Origin of the sequence: Mycolicibacterium brumae (assembly GCF_025215495.1) — a bacterium.
Taxonomy (GTDB): domain Bacteria; phylum Actinomycetota; class Actinomycetes; order Mycobacteriales; family Mycobacteriaceae; genus Mycobacterium; species Mycobacterium brumae.
Genome location: NZ_CP104302.1, coordinates 3,119,421 through 3,138,743, shown reverse-complemented (window position 1 = coordinate 3,138,743; position 19,323 = coordinate 3,119,421). Strand labels below are relative to the sequence as shown.

General features: G+C 70.3%; 20 protein-coding genes. 4 read left to right on the top strand and 16 right to left on the bottom strand.

The window, feature by feature from the left end; genetic code table 11:
- Positions 1 to 108 precede the first annotated feature (108 nt).
- On the top strand, positions 109 to 972 hold the full coding sequence (locus L2Z93_RS15220) for a hypothetical protein (protein ID WP_090587464.1): 864 nt from the start codon (positions 109 to 111) through the stop codon (positions 970 to 972).
- A 204-nt stretch (positions 973 to 1,176) separates the two neighbouring features.
- Here L2Z93_RS15220 and L2Z93_RS15215 read toward each other — a convergent pair whose 3' ends face one another.
- The gene (locus L2Z93_RS15215; RefSeq protein WP_090587459.1) at positions 1,177 to 1,686 is read right to left on the bottom strand and encodes a hypothetical protein; all 510 of its coding nucleotides are present in this window, start codon (positions 1,684 to 1,686) and stop codon (positions 1,177 to 1,179) included.
- A 62-nt stretch (positions 1,687 to 1,748) separates the two neighbouring features.
- Between L2Z93_RS15215 and L2Z93_RS15210 the strand changes: the two genes are divergently transcribed.
- Positions 1,749 to 1,877 (top strand): Rv1535 domain-containing protein, encoded by a 129-nt coding sequence (locus L2Z93_RS15210; protein ID WP_237674040.1) that lies wholly within the window; start codon positions 1,749 to 1,751, stop codon positions 1,875 to 1,877.
- Positions 1,878 to 1,943: 66 nt separating this feature from the next.
- On the opposite strand, the gene L2Z93_RS15205 is transcribed toward L2Z93_RS15210, so the two are convergent.
- The 5 genes from L2Z93_RS15205 to L2Z93_RS15185 all read right to left on the bottom strand — a co-directional run bounded on the left by L2Z93_RS15205 (position 1,944) and on the right by L2Z93_RS15185 (position 9,952).
- Positions 1,944 to 6,434, bottom strand: a complete 4,491-nt coding sequence (locus L2Z93_RS15205; protein ID WP_099541333.1) for a cation-translocating P-type ATPase — start codon at positions 6,432 to 6,434, stop codon at positions 1,944 to 1,946.
- Positions 6,435 to 6,534: 100 nt separating this feature from the next.
- Entirely contained in the window at positions 6,535 to 7,080 is a 546-nt protein-coding gene (locus L2Z93_RS15200; RefSeq protein ID WP_162561883.1) for a NifU family protein, read from the bottom strand.
- Between the two features lie 5 nt (positions 7,081 to 7,085).
- Positions 7,086 to 9,029 carry a ferrous iron transporter B gene (feoB, locus tag L2Z93_RS15195; protein ID WP_090587453.1) on the bottom strand — a complete coding sequence of 648 codons (1,944 nt, stop codon included), beginning with the start codon at positions 9,027 to 9,029 and terminating at the stop codon, positions 7,086 to 7,088.
- On the bottom strand, positions 9,026 to 9,286 hold the full coding sequence (locus L2Z93_RS15190; RefSeq protein ID WP_234786053.1) for a FeoA family protein: 261 nt from the start codon (positions 9,284 to 9,286) through the stop codon (positions 9,026 to 9,028). Before L2Z93_RS15190 ends, feoB begins: the two co-directional genes overlap by 4 nt.
- Before the next feature lie 117 nt (positions 9,287 to 9,403).
- Positions 9,404 to 9,952 carry a restriction endonuclease gene (locus L2Z93_RS15185; RefSeq protein ID WP_090587446.1) on the bottom strand — a complete coding sequence of 183 codons (549 nt, stop codon included), beginning with the start codon at positions 9,950 to 9,952 and terminating at the stop codon, positions 9,404 to 9,406.
- Between the two features lie 55 nt (positions 9,953 to 10,007).
- Between L2Z93_RS15185 and L2Z93_RS15180 the strand changes: the two genes are divergently transcribed.
- Positions 10,008 to 10,391 carry a hypothetical protein gene (locus L2Z93_RS15180; RefSeq protein ID WP_090587443.1) on the top strand — a complete coding sequence of 128 codons (384 nt, stop codon included), beginning with the start codon at positions 10,008 to 10,010 and terminating at the stop codon, positions 10,389 to 10,391.
- On the opposite strand, the gene L2Z93_RS15175 is transcribed toward L2Z93_RS15180, so the two are convergent.
- The 9 genes from L2Z93_RS15175 to L2Z93_RS15135 all read right to left on the bottom strand — a co-directional run bounded on the left by L2Z93_RS15175 (position 10,392) and on the right by L2Z93_RS15135 (position 17,992).
- On the bottom strand, positions 10,392 to 10,724 hold the full coding sequence (locus L2Z93_RS15175) for a PASTA domain-containing protein (protein ID WP_090587440.1): 333 nt from the start codon (positions 10,722 to 10,724) through the stop codon (positions 10,392 to 10,394). It lies immediately after the preceding gene.
- 94 nt (positions 10,725 to 10,818) lie between these two features.
- Positions 10,819 to 11,805, bottom strand: a complete 987-nt coding sequence (locus L2Z93_RS15170; protein WP_090587438.1) for a malate dehydrogenase — start codon at positions 11,803 to 11,805, stop codon at positions 10,819 to 10,821.
- Positions 11,802 to 12,131 carry a hypothetical protein gene (locus L2Z93_RS15165; protein WP_090587435.1) on the bottom strand — a complete coding sequence of 110 codons (330 nt, stop codon included), beginning with the start codon at positions 12,129 to 12,131 and terminating at the stop codon, positions 11,802 to 11,804. The genes L2Z93_RS15170 and L2Z93_RS15165 overlap by 4 nt, the downstream gene beginning before the upstream one ends.
- A gap of 9 nt (positions 12,132 to 12,140) precedes the next feature.
- Entirely contained in the window at positions 12,141 to 13,928 is a 1,788-nt protein-coding gene (locus L2Z93_RS15160; protein ID WP_090587433.1) for an acetyl/propionyl/methylcrotonyl-CoA carboxylase subunit alpha, read from the bottom strand.
- A gap of 111 nt (positions 13,929 to 14,039) precedes the next feature.
- Positions 14,040 to 14,462 (bottom strand): SufE family protein, encoded by a 423-nt coding sequence (locus L2Z93_RS15155; protein ID WP_090587430.1) that lies wholly within the window; start codon positions 14,460 to 14,462, stop codon positions 14,040 to 14,042.
- Positions 14,459 to 15,367, bottom strand: a complete 909-nt coding sequence (locus L2Z93_RS15150; RefSeq protein WP_090587427.1) for a sulfurtransferase — start codon at positions 15,365 to 15,367, stop codon at positions 14,459 to 14,461. The genes L2Z93_RS15155 and L2Z93_RS15150 overlap by 4 nt, the downstream gene beginning before the upstream one ends.
- 37 nt (positions 15,368 to 15,404) lie before the next feature.
- Positions 15,405 to 16,043 (bottom strand): Maf family protein, encoded by a 639-nt coding sequence (locus L2Z93_RS15145; RefSeq protein WP_090587424.1) that lies wholly within the window; start codon positions 16,041 to 16,043, stop codon positions 15,405 to 15,407.
- Positions 16,040 to 16,318, bottom strand: coding sequence for an acyl-CoA carboxylase subunit epsilon (locus L2Z93_RS15140; RefSeq protein ID WP_090587421.1), 279 nt, complete (start codon positions 16,316 to 16,318; stop codon positions 16,040 to 16,042). The genes L2Z93_RS15145 and L2Z93_RS15140 overlap by 4 nt, the downstream gene beginning before the upstream one ends.
- Before the next feature lie 33 nt (positions 16,319 to 16,351).
- Complete coding sequence (locus L2Z93_RS15135; protein WP_090587417.1) at positions 16,352 to 17,992, bottom strand: acyl-CoA carboxylase subunit beta; 1,641 nt, start codon at positions 17,990 to 17,992, stop codon at positions 16,352 to 16,354.
- 126 nt (positions 17,993 to 18,118) lie between these two features.
- Between L2Z93_RS15135 and L2Z93_RS15130 the strand changes: the two genes are divergently transcribed.
- Positions 18,119 to 18,637 (top strand): PH domain-containing protein, encoded by a 519-nt coding sequence (locus L2Z93_RS15130; RefSeq protein ID WP_090587415.1) that lies wholly within the window; start codon positions 18,119 to 18,121, stop codon positions 18,635 to 18,637.
- On the opposite strand, the gene L2Z93_RS15125 is transcribed toward L2Z93_RS15130, so the two are convergent.
- On the bottom strand, positions 18,634 to 19,311 hold the full coding sequence (locus L2Z93_RS15125) for a GtrA family protein (protein ID WP_090587412.1): 678 nt from the start codon (positions 19,309 to 19,311) through the stop codon (positions 18,634 to 18,636). The two genes, L2Z93_RS15130 and L2Z93_RS15125, sit on opposite strands and share 4 nt — an antisense overlap.
- Positions 19,312 to 19,323: the final 12 nt, after the last annotated feature.

Sequence of the window (19,323 nt, the reverse complement as noted above, 5' to 3'; positions counted from 1 at the left end):
GGCGATTTCTGGGCGTTATTTCGCCCAGGCGATCCGCACGGCGCGGTTGTGCACAACCCGGCGGAATCCTGAAGTGCGATCGTCGGCGGCTCCGCGAAGACTCCGCCCATGGAGGAACCTTTCGTCGGATCGGAGGCGCTCGCCGCCGGGATTACGCGCCACCAGCTGCGAACCCGGTACATGGCAATCCACTGGGGTGTCTATGTCACGGTCGGCACGGAGCCGACGCCGGTGCTGCGCGCGAAGGCCGCCTGGCTGCGATCCCGTCGGCGCGGGGTGTTGGCGGGGTTCTCGGCTGCCGCGATGCACGGGGCGCGATGGATCGACTCGGACCAACCGGCGTGCGTCATCGATGAAAACCACCGTCCGGAGCGGGGGATCGTGGTGTGGCGCGATGATGTCCTCGACGACGAGATCTGGCTGATCGACGGCATCCGCGTCACCAACCCCATCCGCACCGCGATCGACCTGGCCTGCCGGTTCCCACCGAAAGTCTCGATCCCGGCGATCGACGCATTGCTTCGCGCGACCAAGCGGACCCGCGCAGATGTGCTGGCGGCGCTGCCGCGGCACGCCGGCCGCAAGGGGATCGTGCGGGCGCGGAAGGCGATTGCGCTCGTCGACGGGGCCGCCCAATCCCGCAAGGAGACCTGGTTGCGGCTGCTGTTCCTGAAGGCGGGCTACCCGTGGCCGGAGGCGCAGTGCATTGTCTACGACGACTTCGGAGCGGAGATCGGACACGTCGACGGGGGTTGGCGCGATCGGAAGATCGGCTATGAGTACCAGGGCGAACACCACACCGACATCGAGCAGCTGACCTACGACATCCGGCGGGTGGACGCGATGCGGGAGATGGGCTGGATCATTCTCCAGTTCACCTGCCGCGACGGGACCGCTGCCATTCTGGCGCGATTGGCGAAGGCCTGGGCTGCGCAGTCGGGCAGCGGCGTCGAGGATCGCTCGGCCATGTAGCCGCAGGGCCTCTCACGGCTGCGCCGTGGCCGGGGCCGTGGTGCTGCTGGGGGCGGCGGTGCTGCTGGGATCGGGGTGGCTGGTGAGTGCCACGCCGCGTGTGCAGCCCGCTCCGTGTGGATCGCTATGGCGATAGATCGCCGATTTTTCGCCCAGGCGTTCCGCATGGACCACCATGGCGACCCGCGCGGCGCCGGTTGGGCTCTACTCGGTTGTCGGGGTTTCCTTCGCGGGCTTGGCCGGCGTTTTCTTGGCGACGGCCTTCTTGGCCGGCGTCTTCTTCGCCGCTACCTTCTTGGCGGGCGCCTTGGCGACAGCCTTCTTGGCCGGCGCCTTCGTCGCGGCAGCTTTCGCAGCCGGCGCCTTCGTCGCCGCCACCTTCGCGGCCGACTCTGTCACGGGCTCCTCAACCGCGGCCTGCACCTGCTCCAGCAGCTCCTCGGTGTGCGCGACCTCGGCCTCGGCGGCCTCCACCCGCTGGGTCAGCGTGCGGGTGGTGACCAGGTGCCCGACGCCGACGGCGACAGCCACCGGCCAGTCGATGACCTGCAGCGCGGCCAGTCCGCCCAGCACTCCGTAGAACGCCAGCTGGCGCGGGGAGGGCACCCCCACCTTGCCGAGAAGCGGAAGCTGGACCGAGAACCGCTCGGCCTCGGACACCAATTTGCTGATGTCGCGGTGCTCATCGACGAACGATTTCGCCGAATCCAACATTTTCGTCTCCGTTCGGTCATTTGCCACTGACATTTCGCCGACCATTCGGTTAGGCTTCCCTCATGAGCGAGATCAAGGCGGCGATGAGCCCGGACACGCTGCTCAGCGCGGGTGTCCAGCTGCTCACCCCGCCCATCCGCGAACTCTATGCGCTGCTCGTTCGCGCCGGAGTTCTCGTCATCGACGACTGAGGACATCCCGTCACCGCTGGTGACGCGTCCCCGCGGTCCGTGCTGCCCGCAGTCACCGACCACAGATCACTCCGCCTCGCCCATATTCGCTGCCGGCGCAGCACCCTCGGCCGGATCACCAGCATCGGACGGGTCGCCGTCCTCGGCCGGGTCAGCATCGGCCGGGTCGCCGACTTCCGCCACACTCTCTGACTCCGCGCCGGATTCCAGGTGCTCCCGCGCCCACTGGCCGATCCGCTCGGTCAGCTCCGGCGCCGCCTTGGCGAACGCCGTGGCGGCGCCGGCGGCCAGCGCCGCCTGACCCCAGCCGACGGGCCCCAGCGGAGTGCAGCCGAACAGGTGGCTGACGCCGGGGATCGAGATCACCCCGGCCATGAACACGAAGGTGCCGGCGCTGGTGGCCACCACCAGCGGGCCGTGCGACTCGGTCACGATCGAGAACAGCTGCGTCAGCACCAGCCCGGCCAGGCCGACCGTCGCGGCCCGCTCCGGACGTCCGGTCATCCGGCCCATCGCCCACGCCAGCGAGGCGCCGACGGTGGTCGACGCGCCGTGGATGTAGATGGCCCGCCACAGCGCCGACTCGTCGAAATCAGCCAGTCCGGAGCCGAGCTGCGGGCTGACCGCCAGCGCCGCCGCCGGCAGCGCGTCGGTGAGCATGTTGATCAGCAGGATCTGTCGCGCCGAGAGCGCCGGATGCCCGGTCAGCAGGCTGGTGATCAGCGCGAAGCTGACCTCGCCGAGGTTGTGGCCGACCAGCATCGACACCGCGGCCTGCACGCGGCGCCACAGTTGATGGCCCTCATCGATGGCGACCAGCAGCGCGTCGATCTGCCCGTCCAGCAGCAACACGTCGGCCGCCGAGCGCGCCGGGTCGCTGCCGCTGGACACCAGGCCGACGCCGACCGTCGCCGCGCGGATCGCCGCGGCGTCATTGGCGCCGTCGCCGACCATCGCGGTGACCAGGTCGGCGGCCTCCAGCGCCTGCACCACCTGGACCTTGTGCTCCGGGGCCATCCGAGCGAACACCTGGCAGCGCCGCACGGCGTCGAGGCGTCCGTCGGTGGTCAGCTTCTCCCACTCGTCGCCGGTCATGATCCCGGTGACGGCCATGCCCAGATCGCGGGCGATGACGCCGGCGGTGACCGGGTGGTCACCGGTGATCAGCCGGACCCCGATGCCGCGGCCCTGCAGCTCCTCCAGCAGCGGGCGGGCGGTCGGGCGGGGAGTGTCGGCGATGCCGATGACGCCCAGCGGGTTCAACCCGGACCGGCACAGCGTGACCAGTTCGGCCTGGTCGGAGATCGCCGCGTTCACCTCCGCGTCGGTCAGCATCCGCTCGGCCACCGCGATCACCCGCAGCCCGGACGCGGCCATCTCCTCGATCAGCGGGGTCAACGGGTCGTCGCCGGCCAGCGCGCCGACGATCGCCTCCGGGGCGCCCTTGACCGACAGCCGGTTGCCGACGACGCCCGCCGCGAACGGCCGGTCGGATTGGAACGGCAGCTGCGCGTCGGCCCCGCCGATCTTGATGCCCAGCTCGGTCGCGCGGACCCGGATCGCCTCATCGGTGGCGTGGTCGATGCGCTTGCCCTTGCGGACCAGCACGGTGTTGGCGGCCGCGGCCAGCACCTCGGCGTCGTCGACGCCCGGCGCCGCGCTCACCGCGGTCACCTGCAGCCGGTTCTCGCTGAGCGTGCCGGTCTTGTCGAAGCACACCACGTCCAGTCGGGCGAACGCCTCGATGGAGCGCGGGTTGCGGATCAGCACGTGCTGCCCGGTGAGCCGACGGGCCGCCGCCAACTGGGCCATCGTCACCACCAGCGGCAGTCCCTCGGGCACCGCGGCGACGCCGATGGCCACCCCTGAGGCGGCCGCTTGGCGCAGCGGGTTGCCGCGCAGCAGCGACAGCAGTCCGACCAGCCCGCCGCCGCCGATGCTCCACGGCAGCGCCTTGTTGGTGATGTGCGACAGCTGCGCCTGCAGACCCACCTTGCGCGCCTTGCGGGCCTGCATGGCGGTGGCCCGGTTTATCTGGGTTCCGGCGCCGACGGCGGTCACGATGGCGGTGACCCGCCCGGTCACCAGGGTGGTGCCGGCGAACAGCATCCCGGAACGCTCGGCCAGCGGAGCGCCGGGGGTGGCGTCGGCGGATTTGGCCACCGGCAGCGACTCACCGGTCAGCGCCGACTCGTCGGCCTCGGCGGACTCGGCCACCAGAATCCGGCCGTCGGCCGGCGCGACCTCACCGGAGACCACCAGAATCAGGTCGCCCAGCTCCAGCGCGCCGGCCGGCACCATGTCGAAATCACGTTCGCCGATCGCCCCGACCAGCCGTCGGGCCATCGGCTCCTGCACGGCCAGCAGCTCGGCCAGGGTGCGTTCGGCGTGCACCGACTGCTGCGCGGAGATGCCGGTGTTGAGCAGCAGCACCCCGGCGACCAGCGCCGCGTCCAACGGCGAGCCCAGCAGCGCGGTGGCCGCCGCGCCGGTGGCCAGGATCGGGGTGATCGGGTCGTCGAGATCCTCGCGGATCGCGTCGAACAGCTCGCGGGCCCGCCCCCGGCCGGCGTCGACGGCGGAGACCACCGGTCGCAGCGGGGCGGCCAGCGCGCCGGCCAGCGGAACGCCGGGCGCCTCGGCCGCCGGGTGGTCGTCGCGCGCCGGGCGGGGCAGCAGCCGGGACACCTCGTCGACCGGCAGGGCGTACCAATCATGGCCGGACTCCGGGTGCGGCAACGGATCGTCGAACACCTTCGCCCCGATCCGGTACCCGGTGAACAGCGCCGCCATCGCCGCGGTGTTCACCGACGCCGGGCCGCTGCCCGGCACGTCGGGGATCAGCATCAGGGCGCCGAGCGCCGAACCGGAGGCGGCGGCCTGCACGCCGCGCTTGGCGGCCTGGCGGGCCGCGGGCAGCGCGTGCACCAGCCGCCACATCGCGCTCAGGTCCGGCAGCAGCAGATCCGCGCCCCACGGCGGGACGGCGCCGGCGCGCCACAACCCGACGGTCAACTCGGCAGGCAGCGCGGCGATGTCCGCGGAGACGGTCAGCACCGCCACCCGGGCGCCGTCGGCGCGCAACTGCGCCAGCGCCGAGGCCAGCGCGGAGTCGACGTCACAGGTGTGCTCGAAGAGCCGGTCGAATCCCTGCCCGAGGGACCGCAGACCCTCGTCGTCGAGCGTCGCCACCTTCACCCCGACGCGGCGGGCCTCGGTGACCAGTGCCGCGGCCAGCGGGTCGCGGACCGGGCTGATCAGCGCCTCGCCCCCGCGGCCGGCGCCCTTGACCCGGGACAGTTTGTGCCAGCCGGCGCCCAGTGCGCCGTCGGCCAGCGCGGCGCGGGCGGCCTCCCAGGCCGTGGCGCGTCGCTCGGCGGGCACGCCGTTGATCCGGGTGACCGACAGTTCGTCGGTGTAGAGCACCCGCGGGTCGATCAGCACGGTGTCGATCACGTCGAGGCGGCGCAGCACCGACGGGCGCATGATCAGCGCGCCGTGCCGACCGGTCAGGCCGCGGCCCAGCGCGATCGCGAAGGACTCCCGGGTGCTGCGCACCGGTTTGGGCGCCGCGGTCAGCGCCGCGGCGCCGGCCATATCGGTGTTCCGGCTGGCCAGTCCGACGATGGCGGCCGCCGCCACTCCGATCGCCGCGGAGCGGTCGGCGTAGCTGTCGCCCACGCCGTCGCCGGCGAACACCGGCTCGGCCGGGTGATGGTCGTCGGGGGCGCGGAAGGCCTGCTCGGCCAGCCGCTGTTCGGCGCGCCCCCAGCCGGACCGCGTGGTCAGCGTCTCGGCGGCCTGCATCCACCGGGTCAGGGCTTCGTTGGCCAGCCCGGCCGGCGCCGCGGTCAGCACGCCGGCGGCGGCCCCGGCCAGCGAGAATGCCAACTCCGCGCCGTCGTGCCCGAGCTGCTCGTGGATGAGCCGCCGCACACTGGGGGAGTAGCCGGCGAGCGCGACCGGGGCGGAGATGGCGCGGGTGAGCCGGGTCATCCGCAGCGCCGCGGCGGCTGCCGTGCCGACGCCCAGGCCGACGGTGGCGACCGACGCGGACAGCACCCGGGCGGCCAGCGCGGCGTCGTCGCCGGGCAGCGTGGTGGGCAGTTCTCGAACCGGCGCGCCGTTGGCGTACTCCTCGGCCTCGGCGACCACCGCGGCCAGCGCGCGGGCGTCCGGCCCGTCGGGCACGACGGTGACCACGACGCGGGAGGTGGCGCCGTTGATGACGGCGCCGGTCACACCGACGGTGTCGGTGAGGAAGGCCAGCACCTCCTCGGCGATGCGGGCGCCGTTGTCGCCGGCCAGGCCGCGGACTTCGATCCAGCGGCGGTCACCGTGGCTGCTGGTGCGCCGAACCGGTGGTCCGGCCATCGCCTCGACGACCATGCCGGCCGCGTCCCTGGCCAGGTTGGCGGCCTCGGGCAGCGGTGCGAGCATCGCGCCGACCACGGCGCCGGTGACGTCGCGGCCGGTCTTGATCGCGGCGTCGCCGCCGAGCAGCGCGACGCCGGCGGCGAATTGGGCTACCCGCAGTGGTGTGGACAGCAGTCCCATGTGATCGCGTCCTTCAGCTCGCCCCCAGGCTGATGGGGACGCAGACGCGTCCCCGGAGGCCGTTTCCCGATCCTATTTGTCCGCCGGTCGCGGCCGGAAATCATCGACCGGATCCGCGCCGGGACGGCATGCCCAGCGACAACCAGGACCGCTTGGGGTTGGTGGCCCGCACAGTGGTGATCTGTGGGAAGTGCGCGGTCACGGTCTCTCGGACCAGGTCGTCGAGGGTTTTGTGGCCCAGCGCGCAGCCCTTGCACGCGCCGGACATCGACACCGTCAGCACCCCGTCGTCGATGGACTCCACGGTGATGCCCCCGCCGTGCGAGGCGGCGTACGGTTCGACATCGCGCTCGATCAGTTCGACGACGCGCCGTCGCAGTTCCGCCGGGGCCAGTTCCGCGGTCGGCGGCAGGTCGCGCAGCGCGGTGAACAGCGCGGTGCGCACCACCGGCCCGGCGTCCGCCCAGGACCGGCCGTCGGCCAGCCAGGTGCGGATCTCCCCGGGGCCGATCTCGCCGCGGTCCAACACTCCCTGCTCGACCAGTTGGTCCAGCGCGGGCAGCGCGGCCGGCAGCTGCGACGAGGTGACCCAGCGCAGCATCCGGGGATCCCCGGAGGACTGCGGGTGCAGTGCGACGGCGGTCATCGTCATCATCCGGTGAAGAACAAGGTGATGTGCCGGGCGGCGAAGGCCGCCACCCAGGCCAGCACCAGCATGTAGGTGAACGCCACCAGCGGCCAGCGCCAGGAATTCGTCTCGCGCCGGATGGTCGCCACCGTCGACATGCACAGCAGCGCGTAGGCGAAGAAGATCAGCAGCGCGACCACCGTCGCGGTGGTGAACAGCGGCGTCCCGGCCATCGGCCCGTCCAGCCAGACCGCGTTGGCCAGCTGGGTGGACGGATCCTCGGGGTCGACGGCAGCGAAGATCTGGCCCATGGTGGACACGAACACCTCACGGGCGGCCATCGCGCCGATCAGCCCGACCGCGATGCGCCAGTCGAAGCCCAGCGGCTCAAAGACGGGCGCGATGAACTTGCCGATGCTGGCGGCCCAGGAGTTGTCCAGCACGTAGGCCGAGGCCTGTTCCTCGTCCATGCCGACGATCTCGGCGGTGCGGGTCGGCAGGTTCAGCAGGAACCACAGGATGATGGTGGTCGCCAGGATGATGGTGCCGGCGCGACGCAGGAACGCCTTGGTGGCGTCCCACATGGTCAGCAGCACCGACTTGATGGCCGGGAAGCGGTAGGGCGGCATCTCCATGTAGAACGGCAGCAGTTCGCCGCCGAGCACCCGCGATTTGAAGATCGCCGCGGCCACCATCGCCGACACCCCGCCGAGGATGTACATGCCGAACATCGCCGCGCCCTGCATGGAGAACGGGCCGAATTTGGCGGTGTCGTCGACCAGCAGGCCGATCAGCAGAATGTAGACCGGAAGGCGCGCCGAGCAGGTCATCAGCGGCGCGCCCATGGAGGTGGCGATCCGGTCCCGCGACGACGGCAGGGTGCGGGTGGCCATGATGCCGGGCACTGCGCAGGCCACCGAGGACAGCATGGCCACGAACGCGCGGCCCTCCAGGCCGGTGATGGACATGATCCGGTCGACCAGGAACGCGGCCCGCGACATGTAGCCGACGTTCTCCAGGATCGCGATCAGCAGGAACATCAGGGTGATCTGCGGGATGAACACCAGCACCGCGCCGACGCCGCCGATGATGCCGTCCTGGACCAGCCCGGCGATCATGTCGTTCGGGATCAGCCCGCCCACGGCTTCGCCGATCCAGCCGATCCCGACTTCGACGAGGTCCTGCAGCGGCGCGGCGACGGTGAAGATGACCTGGAAGAACAGGAACATCACCACGAAGAAGGTCAGCGTTCCGAACACCGGGTGCAGCAGCAGCTTGTCGATCCGGGCGCTGCGCGAATCCGGTTCGGGCGCGCGGTATTTCGCGGCGTCGAGCACCGAGGTGATCCAGGCGTTGAATTCGTCGTCGTCCCGCGGCGGGGCGACCGGCGCGGTCTGCCACTGGCCGGGCGCGGCGAGCTTCTCCCGCAGCGGGCCGAAGCCCTTGCCGCGGCTGCCGACCACCGCCACCACCGGCACCCCCAGCGCGCTGGAGAAGCCGTCGACGTCGATGTGGCCGCCGCGGGCGGCGAGCTCGTCGATCATGGTCAGGATCACCATGGTCGGTTTGCCGAGCGCGAGCACCTGCGCGACCAGCGACATCGACCGCTCCAGCACCGTGACGTCGACGACGACGGCCATCGCGTCCGGGGCCTCGATGCCGGCGATCTTGCCGTGCAGCACGTCGGCGACGATCTGCTCGTCGGGGCTGACCGGGTGCAGGCTGTAGGCGCCCGGCAGGTCTTCGATGGACACCTCGACGGTGTTGCCGTCGGCGCCCTTGCAGCGGGCCACGCCGAGGGTGCGGGTGACGGTGACGCCCGGGTAGTTGCCGGTCCGGGCGCGCATTCCGGTCAGATTGTTGAACACGCTGGTCTTACCGGCGTTCGGGCTGCCGACCAGGGCGATCCGATTCAGGCCTTTGGGGGGTTCGACGACGGCGCCGGACCCGTGGCACGGCGCGGTCATTTCAGCCCCACAACCGCGATGTAGCGAGCCTCATGCGCGCGCAGGCACATGTCGTAGCCGAGCAGGCGGTACATCACCGGGTCGTTCAGCGGCGCCTTCCGGCGCGCTTCGACGAGGTTGCCGGCCCGGAAGCCGAGGTGGCGCAGCCGGGTGGTCACGTCCTCGGGCGCGCCGGGCGCCAGTCCCACGATGCGCGCGCTGACGCCGACCGGCAGCTGGGCCAGGGTCATTTCGACCAGTAGGGGTTTCTCTGACATGGTCGTGCCTCTCGGACTGGGCTGGTGAGCGATCAATGTAGTCGCCGCCACCTGAGAGATTAGCCAAATCAAAGATTGGCAAGCCTGCGCAATGGTCTCCGTTTCCGGTGCCAAATGTCACCGATTGGTCCTGAGTCCAGTGATGATCCGTCTCAACTGTGGCAGCTCATCACCGCCCACCAGGATGGTGCCGTGCCGCTCGGCGAGTTTGCGGGCGGCCGGGGTGAAAGCGGTGTTGGTCACCACCATGGTGTGCGCGCAATCCTGCATCGGGGCGCCGGCGACCACCTCCTGAACCGCACCGGGCCCCACCGGCCGGGAGTAGCGCTTGCACTGCACCGCGATCCGGTTCGGCCGGCGCCCGATGATCAGATCGACGCCCCAATCCCCGGACAACGGAGTCATGATCACCGGCGCCCCGCAGCTGCGCGCGATGTGGGCGACGTGGTCCTCGAACTCCGTTCCCGTCATCTGCGCGGTCACCGAACGCTCGCCGCGGCCCGGGGTGCGCAATCCGGTCGCGATGCCGGCGGTCAACCGCGGCCCGATCGCCAGGGTGAGTGGGGTGAGCACCGCGGCGGCCACGCTCAGGGTCGGGGACGCGCCGGAGATCGCCGTCGCCGCGCCGGCCAGCAGGCCGGTCAGCGCCGCCGTCGTGATTCGCATGGCCGCCGATGGTAGGCGCGGGGTCTGACACCGACGGCAAGGGGACAATGGGGGAATGGCCGAGAAACTGGAGCACGGTGAAGGAGACAACCTGGGGCGCATCGACAACGATGTGCGGCAGGCGGGCCGCTACCTACTGCTGTGGGGCGTGATCGGGACCGCGCTGCTGGTGCTGGTGGCGTTCTGGTTGCGCGGCTGCGGCCCGTTGGCCGAGTCGAACACGGTGGCCTGCGGCAAACCCGAGCGCATCGCCTTGGCGCTGGTTCCGCCGGCAGTGTTGTTCGTCGCGGCCGTCGGCGCATTCGTCCGCACCTTCCGGCTGTGGAAGGTGGAGCGCACCTGGTGGGGTTGGCAGGGCGCCGGCTGGTTCCTGTTGACGTTGATGGTGCTGGTGGTGACCACCGGGCTGCCGGCCCTGGCCGGCGCGGGGCTCCGCTAGCTAGCCTCCGCAGTCCTCGCCCTTGCGGACCACGCCGACGGCGGCGTAACTGTCCGCGCTCAACTCGGTGCCGGCCTTCGGCAGCTGCGAGCAGACCTTCCACAGGTTGGCGGCCCGCTGTTTCTGCGGGTAACCGGTGATATTGATCGAGTCCAGCGGCAGGCCGATATCGGCCATGGTGGACTGCGCGGCGGCCAGCGAGTCGCCGGTCAGATCCGGCATGGTGATCGCGCCGTCGCCCTCGCCGTCGTCGGCGAGCGCCGCCGGGGCGACGCCCACCGCGAGCGCCAGCGACACCAGGGCCGAGGCGGTCAGGCTGGCGGTTCTTCTCATGGTGTTTCCCCCGAGGTCGAAGTGCTGGCGAAAATGTACCGCAGTACCCAGGTCATCGGCGCTGCTTCGCCATTCGCTACAGCAGCCGCGGCGACTACAGCAGCCCCAGCGCCGCGACGGCGTCGCGCTCGGCGCGGAGCTCGGCGACCGAGGCGTCGATGCGCTGCCGGGAGAACTCGTTGACGTCCAGGCCCTCCACGATCTGCCAGCGGCCGTCGACCGACCGGCACGGGAACGAGCAGACCAAGCCCTCCTCCACGCCGTACGCTCCGGGGGACGGCAGCGCCACCGAGGTCCAGTTGTCGCCGTCGGTGCCGTGCACCCAGTCGTCGATGTGGTCGATGGCGCCGTTGGCGGCCGAGGCCGCCGAGCTCGCGCCGCGGGCCTCGATGATGGCGGTGCCGCGCTTGGCGACCGTCGGGATGAAATCCTCGGTCAGCCAGGTGGTGTCGGCGGCGTAGTCCGCGCCGGAGCGCCCACCCACCCGGGCGTGGAAGATGTCCGGGTACTGGGTCGGGGAGTGGTTGCCCCAGATGGTGATCCGGTCCACGTCGGTGACCGGGACGCCGGTGTGCCGGGACAGCGCCGCGACGGCCCGGTTGTGGTCCAGCCGGGTCAGCGCGGTGAACCGCTCGGCGGGGATGTCGGGGGCGTGCCGGGAGGTGACCAGCGCGTTGGTGTTCGCCGGGTTGCCGACCACCAGCACCCGCACGTCTGCGCCGGCGCCCGCGTTCAGCGCCTTGCCGGCGGTCGCGAAGATCTCGGCGTTCGCGCCGAGCAGGTCGGCGCGCTCCATGCCCTTGCTGCGCGGTTTGGCGCCCACCAGCAGCGCGACGTCGACGCCGTCGAAGGCGCGCACCGGGTCGTCGTAGATCTCCATGCCGGCCAGCAGCGGGAACGAGCAGTCGTCGAGCTCCATCACCACGCCCTCGGCCGCGCGCACCGCGGCCGGCAGCTCCAGCAGCCGCAGCACCACGGGGGTGTGGTGGCCGAGCATCGCGCCGGCGGCGATGCGGAACAGGGCCGCGTAGCCGATCTGGCCGGCGGCGCCGGTGACGGTGACGATCTGCGGTCGGGTCATGGTGCTCCCTCGATGACGGCGGCGAATCTTCGGACGGCGGCCTCGGCGGCACGGGCGGCGTCGTCGTGCCCGGGCCGGGCCCGGGTGCTGACGACTCCGCTGGACGGTATGAGCGCGACCTCGGCGAGCATCTCGCCGGTGGTCGGCTCACACACCGCCCAGCTGTACCGTACGTCGCTGCGCCAGTCGGCGTCGGCGCGGGCGACGTAATCGGGCCCGTGTTCAGGCTCGGTTAACCGCGCCAACGCGTACCGGTCATCCATTCGCTCGTCGGCCCGCAACGCGCGCAGATACCAGTTGCCCGCGTTGATCTCGACGGGGTCCACGCGTCGGGGCTAGTCCTTGATCTCGGCGATCACGGTGCCCTGGGTGATGGCCGCGCCGGCTTCGACCGCCAGGCCGGTGATGACACCGTCCTTGTGCGCGGTCACCGGGTTCTCCATCTTCATGGCTTCGAGCACCACGACCAGATCGCCGGCGGCCACCTGCTGGCCCTCCTCGACCGCCACCTTGACCACGGTGCCCTGCATCGGGGCGGTCACCGAGTCGCCGGAGGCCTTCGCGCCGCCGCCGGCGGCGCGCTTGCGCGGCTTGGGCTTGCGGCGGATCGCGCCGTGGGTGGGCCCGCCGTTGACCAGGTCGGCCGGCAGCGAGACCTCGACGCGGCGGCCGCCGACCTCGACCACGACGGTCTGACGCGGCTCGGGCTCTTCCTCGTCGTTGGCGCCACCGCCGGTGAACGGCTCCACGGTGTTGTCCCACTCGGTCTCGATCCACCGGGTGTGCACGGTGAAGCCGTTCTCGTCGCCGATGAACGCCGGGTCGGAGACCACCAGACGGTGGAACGGGATGACGGTGGCCAGGCCTTCGATGTCGAACTCGGCCAGCGCGCGCCGGGAGCGCTCCAGCGCCTCGGTGCGGGTGGCGCCGGTGACGATCAGCTTGGCCAGCATGGAGTCGAACTGGCCGCCGACCACCGAGCCGGACTCCACACCGGAATCCAGCCGGACGCCGGGGCCGGTCGGCGGGTCGAACTTGATGACCGGGCCGGGGGCGGGCAGGAAGCCGCGACCGGCGTCCTCGCCGTTGATCCGGAACTCGAAGGAGTGCCCGCGCGGGGTCGGGTCCTCGGTGATCTCGAGCACGCCGCCGTTGGCGATGTGGAACTGCTGGCGGACCAGGTCGATCCCGGAGGTCTCCTCGGTGACCGGGTGTTCCACCTGCAGCCGGGTGTTGACCTCGAGGAACGAGATCAGCCCGTCCTGGCCGACGAGGTATTCCACCGTGCCGGCGCCGTAGTAGCCGGCTTCCTTGCAGATCCGCTTGGCGGACTCGTGGATCTCGGTGCGCTGCGCCTCGGTCAGGAACGGCGCGGGGGCCTCCTCGACCAGCTTCTGGAAGCGGCGCTGCAGCGAGCAGTCGCGGGTGCCGGCGACGATGACGTTGCCGTGCTGGTCGGCGATGACCTGCGCCTCGACGTGGCGGGGCTTGTCCAGGTAGCGCTCGACGAAGCACTCGCCGCGGCCGAACGCGGCCACGGCCTCGCGGGTGGCCGATTCGTACAGCTCGGGGATCTCCTCGATGCTGCGGGCGACCTTCATGCCGCGGCCGCCGCCACCGAAGGCGGCCTTGATGGCGATCGGCACGCCGTGCTCCTGGGCGAACGCGACGACCTCGTCGGCGTCCTTGACCGGGTCGGGGGTGCCGGGCACCAGCGGGGCGTTGGCGCGGGCGGCGATGTGGCGGGCGGTGACCTTGTCGCCGAGGTCGCGGATGGACTGCGGGCTCGGTCCGATCCAGATCAGCCCGGCGTCGATGACGGCCTGGGCGAAGTCGGCGTTCTCGGAGAGGAAGCCGTAACCGGGGTGGACGGCGTTGGCGCCGGACTTCGCGGCGGCGTCGAGCAGCTTGCCGAAGTCCAGGTAGGACTCCGCCGAGGTCTGCCCGCCCAGCGCGAACGCCTCGTCGGCGAGCTTGACGTGCGGCGCGTCGGCGTCGGGCTCGGCGTAGACCGCGACGCTGGGCAGGCCCGCGTCCTTGGCGGCCCGGATGACCCGGACGGCGATCTCTCCACGGTTGGCTACCAGGACCTTGGAAATGGTCGCGTTGCCGGGCTTGGGCACCTGAGCCTCCTGATTGGCAGTTCTCTAAGAAACGTCTTTAGGAATCTATCGCGGGCAGTCTATTCGCCGCGAGTTTTCGACCGGCGAGCCGGTCCGATTACTTTCCGGTAGCTATTCGACGACCGCCCGGATGCGGCGTTTGATGCGATGCAACATCGCCGACAGGCCGCGGGTGCGCAGCGGGCTGATCAGCTTCGCCAGGCCCAGCTCCAGATAGAAATCGTCGGGCACCGCGAGAATGTCGGCGGCCGGCTGACCGTCCAGGCCGGCGGCCAGAATGGCCGCGAATCCGCGCGTGGTCGGCGCCTCCGCCGGAGCGCTGAAATACAGCCGGACCTGCTCGGGGTCGCTCGCGTCGACGTGCAGGAACAGCGGCGACTGGCACTCCGGCACCGGCTCCATCGCGGCCTCTTCGAGGTCGGCCGGCAGCGCGGGCAGATCATTGGCGAATTCCAGCAGCATGGCCAGCTTGTCCTGGCCGTCCACGTCGGCGAAGTCGGCGATGATCTCGGCCAGCGGGGCGGGCGTGCTCACTCGGGCCTGGCGCCGGGCAAAGTCCCCGGGTCCTCACCGGCGGCGATCGGCGTCCGCACCATGTTTCCCCACTCCGTCCAGGAGCCGTCGTAGTTGCGCACGCCGGGAACCCCGAGCAGGTGGGTGAGCACGAACCAGGTGTGGCTGGAGCGTTCCCCGATCCGGCAGTAGGCGATCACCGGGCGGTCGGGATCGTCGATGACGAAGTCGTAGACCTCGTCGAGTTCGGCGCGGGAACGGAACTTGCCGTTGTCGGCGGCGGCGCGGGCCCACGGCACCGACACCGCGGTCGGGATGTGCCCGCCGCGCAGCGCGCCTTCCTCCGGGTAGTCGGGCATATGGGTGCGCTCGCCGGTGTACTCCTGCGGGGAGCGCACATCGATCAGCGTCTGCGATCCGATGGCGGCCAGCACGTCGTCCTTGTAGGCGCGGATCGGGGCGTCATCGCGAGTGACGACGGGGTAGCCGCTGCTGGTCCGCGCCGGCACGTCCAGAGCGGTTTCCCGGCCGTCGGAGATCCAGAGGTCGCGCCCACCGTCGAGCAGGCGCACGTCGGGGTGGCCGAACAGGGTGAACACCCACAGCGCGTAGGCCGCCCACCAGTTGGACTTGTCGCCGTAGATGACGACGGTGTCGTCGCGGCCGATGCCTTTGCTGTCCATCAGCGCGGCGAACTGCTCACCGTCGATGTAGTCGCGCACCAGCGCGTCATTGAGGTCGGTGTGCCAGTCGATCTTCACCGCCCCCGGAATGTGCCCGATGTCATACAGCAGGGTGTCCTCGTCGGATTCGACGATCACCAGGCCCTCGGCGCCCATATGCGAGGACAGCCAGTCCGGGGTGACCAGGCGTTCCGGATGGGCGTAGGCGGCGAGCTCGGGGCTGGGATCTGCGGGAAGCGGCACGGTGCGAGCCTACTCCGGGCGGCGCGGCCGCTCGGCGTTAATTCCGCGGGTTGGCCGTCCACGCGGCGGCGACCGAAACGCCCAGGCGGGCCAGCATTCGGCGCAGCAGCGGCAGGCTCAAACCGATCACGTTCGACGGATCCCCGTCGATGCGGTCCACGAACCAGCCGCCGAGGGAGTCCAGGGTGAACGCGCCGGCCACCCCAAGTGGTTCGCCGGAGGCCAGGTAGGCGTCCAGGTCCGCCTCCGTCGGGCTCCCGAAATGTACTGTGGTGCAACCGGTTTCGGCTGCCGAGCTCGCAATCTCGCCGTCGCGCAAGCGAATCAGGGCGTGGCCGGTCAGCAGCTGCCCGGAGTTGCCGGCCATCCGGGCCCATTGGGCGCGGGCGCGCTCCGCGGTCCCGGGTTTGCCGGACAGTTCCCCGTCGAGCAGCAGCATCGAATCACAGCCGATGACAACGCAATCCGCGGCCAGCTCGGCGGGCAACGCCGACGCCACCTCGGCGGCTTTGGCCTGGGCCAGGGCGACGACCACCTCGGCCGGAGCGGCCCCGGCGTGCGCCGCGATCACCGCGTCCTCATCGACGTGGGACACCAGCACCGCCGGGTCCACCCCGGCGTTGCGCAGCACCGCGAGTCGGCCCGTGGAGGCCGACCCCAGCACCAGTCTTGTCATCGACGCATATGGGTGCGCTCCAGCAGGGTGACCAACTGCCAGCTGGTCACCGGGTAGCGCAGCTTGTCCACCGGCGAGCCCCACGGGTTGAACTCCTGCGGCCCGGGGTTGCCGCCCTGCTTGGCGATCCCGGCCAGCACGGTGGCCAGCGCGGCCAGATCCTCGTCGCTGGGGTTGCCGCGCAGGATCCGGGCATCCGGCATCTTGGGTTCGGGATCGTCGATGGTGAGATCCCGGTGGTCGCTGATCTCGGTGATGTCTTCGTCGTGGTTCATGGCTATCGCTTTCGGCTATCGCTGGGCACGTCCTTACAGCGGGATGTTGCCGTGCTTCTTCGGCGGAACCTGAACGATCTTGCGCTCCAGCAGCCGCAGCGCGGTCGCGATGTAGCCGCGGGTCTGCGACGGCGGGATGACCGCGTCGATGTAGCCGCGTTCGGCCGCCACGTACGGGTTCACCAGGGTGTCCTCGTACTCCTCCTGCAGCTTCAGCCGCAGCGCGTCGACGTCGTCGCCGTTGGCGGCGGCTTCCTTGAGCTCGTTGCGGTAGACGAAGCCCACCGCGCCGGAGGCGCCCATCACGGCGATCTGCGCGGTCGGCCACGCGACGTTGACGTCACAACCCATGTCCTTGGAGCCCATCACGCAGTACGCGCCGCCGTAGGCCTTGCGGGTGATGACGGTGACCTTGGCGACGGTCGCCTCGCCGTAGGCGTACAGCAGCTTGGCGCCGCGGCGGATGATGCCGTTGTACTCCTGGTCGGTGCCCGGCAGGAAGCCCGGCACGTCCACCAGCATCACGATCGCGATGTTGAACGCGTCGCAGGTCCGCACGAAGCGGGCGGCCTTCTCCGAGGCGTTGATGTCCAGGCAGCCGGCGAACTGGGTGGGCTGGTTGGCGACGACGCCGACGGCGCGGCCGTCGACCCGGCCGAAGCCGCAGATGATGTTCTGCGCGTAGCCGGCCTGTACCTCCAGGAACTCGCCGTCGTCGAGGATCCGGTTGATCACCTCGTGCATGTCGTACGGCTGGTTCGGCGAATCCGGGATCAGCGTGTCCAGTTCCAGATCCTCGGCCGTGAGGTTGTCCTCGATCGCGCCCGGGTGCGGCTGCGCCGGGTAGCGCGGCGGCTCGGCGTAGTTGTTCGGCGGCAGGTAGCTCAGCAGGTCGCGGACCCAATCCAGCGCGTCCTGTTCGCTGGCGCCGACGTAGTGCACGGTGCCGGACTTGGACATGTGGGTCTGCGCGCCGCCGAGGTCCTCCATGGTGACGTCTTCGCCGGTGACGGTCTTGATCACGTCGGGGCCGGTGATGAACATCTGGCTGGTCTGGTCGACCATCACCACGAAGTCGGTCAGCGCGGGGGAGTACACGTGGCCGCCGGCCGCGGCGCCCAGGATCAGCGAGATCTGCGGGATGACGCCGGAGGCCTTGATGTTGTTGCGGAAGATCCGGCTGTACAGGCCGAGGGAGACCACGCCCTCCTGGATCCGGGCGCCGGCGCCGTCGTTGATGCCGATCAGCGGGCGGCCGGTCTTGAGCGCCAGATCCTGGACCTTGACGATCTTCTCGCCGTAGACCTCGCCGAGGCTGCCGCCGAAGACGGTGGCGTCCTGGCTGAACACGCAGACCTCGCGGCCCTCGATGGTGCCGTAGCCGGTGATCACGCCGTCGCCGAGCGGACGCTTCTTCTCCATGCCGAAGTTATTGCTGCGGTGCTTGGCCAGCGCGTCGAGTTCGACGAACGACCCCTCGTCCAGCAGTGCCAGCACCCGCTCGCGGGCGGTCAGCTTGCCGCGCGCGTGGACCTTCTCGATCACCTGTTCGCCGACCGGGTGCAGCGCTTCCTCGGCGCGTTTGCGCAAGTCGGCGAGCTTGCCCGCGGTGGTGTGGATGTCGATCTCGTGCTCGGCGGCCGGTTCGGCGGTGTGCTCGGAAACGCTGGTCATGAGAACAGATGCTAACGGCTCGCAGGTCGGATTCACGCGTTGGGTCTTACTTTTTCCTTAATGTGTTACCGGTGGGTAGGGCGGCGTCGCGCCGCCGGTCCGATCAGGCGCCTTAATCTGCACGTCATGGGCTACCCCGAAAATGTCCTCGCCGGCGACGAGCAGGTGGTCCTGCATCGCCACCCGCACTGGAAACGGCTGGTCGGCTCGGTGTTGGTGCTGCTGCTCGCAACCTTCGTCGCGGCGCTGGCCGCGGCCTGGGTGGACACCCTGAGCTGGGCGGACAACGCCAAGCTGGTGGTGTCGCTGGTGATCGGCGTGTTGTGGCTGCTGCTGGTCGGCCGGTTCACCTTGTGGCCGTTCCTGACCTGGTTGACCACCCACTTCGTCGTCACCGACCGGCGGGTGATGTTCCGGCACGGACTGCTGACCCGCAGCGGCATCGACATCCCGCTGGCCCGGATCAACAGCGTGGAATTCAGCCACGGCGTCATCGACCGGATGCTGCGGACCGGCACCCTGACCATTGAGTCGGCCAGTCAGGACCCGCTGGAGTTCTACGACATCCCGCAGGTGGAACGCGTGCACTCACTGCTGTACCACGAGGTCTTCGACACCCTGGGGACAGAGGAATCCGGCCGCTAGGACGACTTGCGGGTCTGGGAGTTGCGTGACGCCTGGCGCTGGCCGCGGCGGCGGCGCAACGGGGTGACATTGGGGCCGAGGTCGGTGATCACGTCGTCGCCCAGATGCCGCGACTCGTAGTGATCCTCCAGCGCCTCGGCGATGCCGCCACCGGTCAGCGTGGACTCCAGCGCCTTCTCCGGGTTGCGGGCGAACTCGTCGGGGAACACGAACCGGCGGAAGGCCCAGAACCGGAACGCCATCTGCAGCAGGTTGCCCAGGATGTAGGCGGAAACGAAGTCGGCGATGTTCTCCACCATCAGCGACACCTCGGGAACGCGCAGCCCGAGGACGTAGCTGGAGAACCACAGCGGGGCCATCGAGAGCACCACGCCGATGCCGCTGACCCCGAAGAACAGCAGCGCCTCGTGGTGACGTTCGCGGCCACCGCGGTCGCGGAAGCTCCACTCCCGGTTCAGGATGTAGGACGCGATCACCGCGACGATGCCGGCGATGATCTTCGCGGTCACCGGCTTGGGTTCGAGGATGGTGAGCTTCAACGAAAAGAAGATCGCCATGTCGATAATGAACGTCGTGCCACCGACGATGGCGAACTTGATCAGCTCATGGTGCCGCTCAGCGAACGGACGGATCGGCGCCGGCAGGCGGGCGATCGTGTTATCGGCAAAGGACACAAGGATCCATTG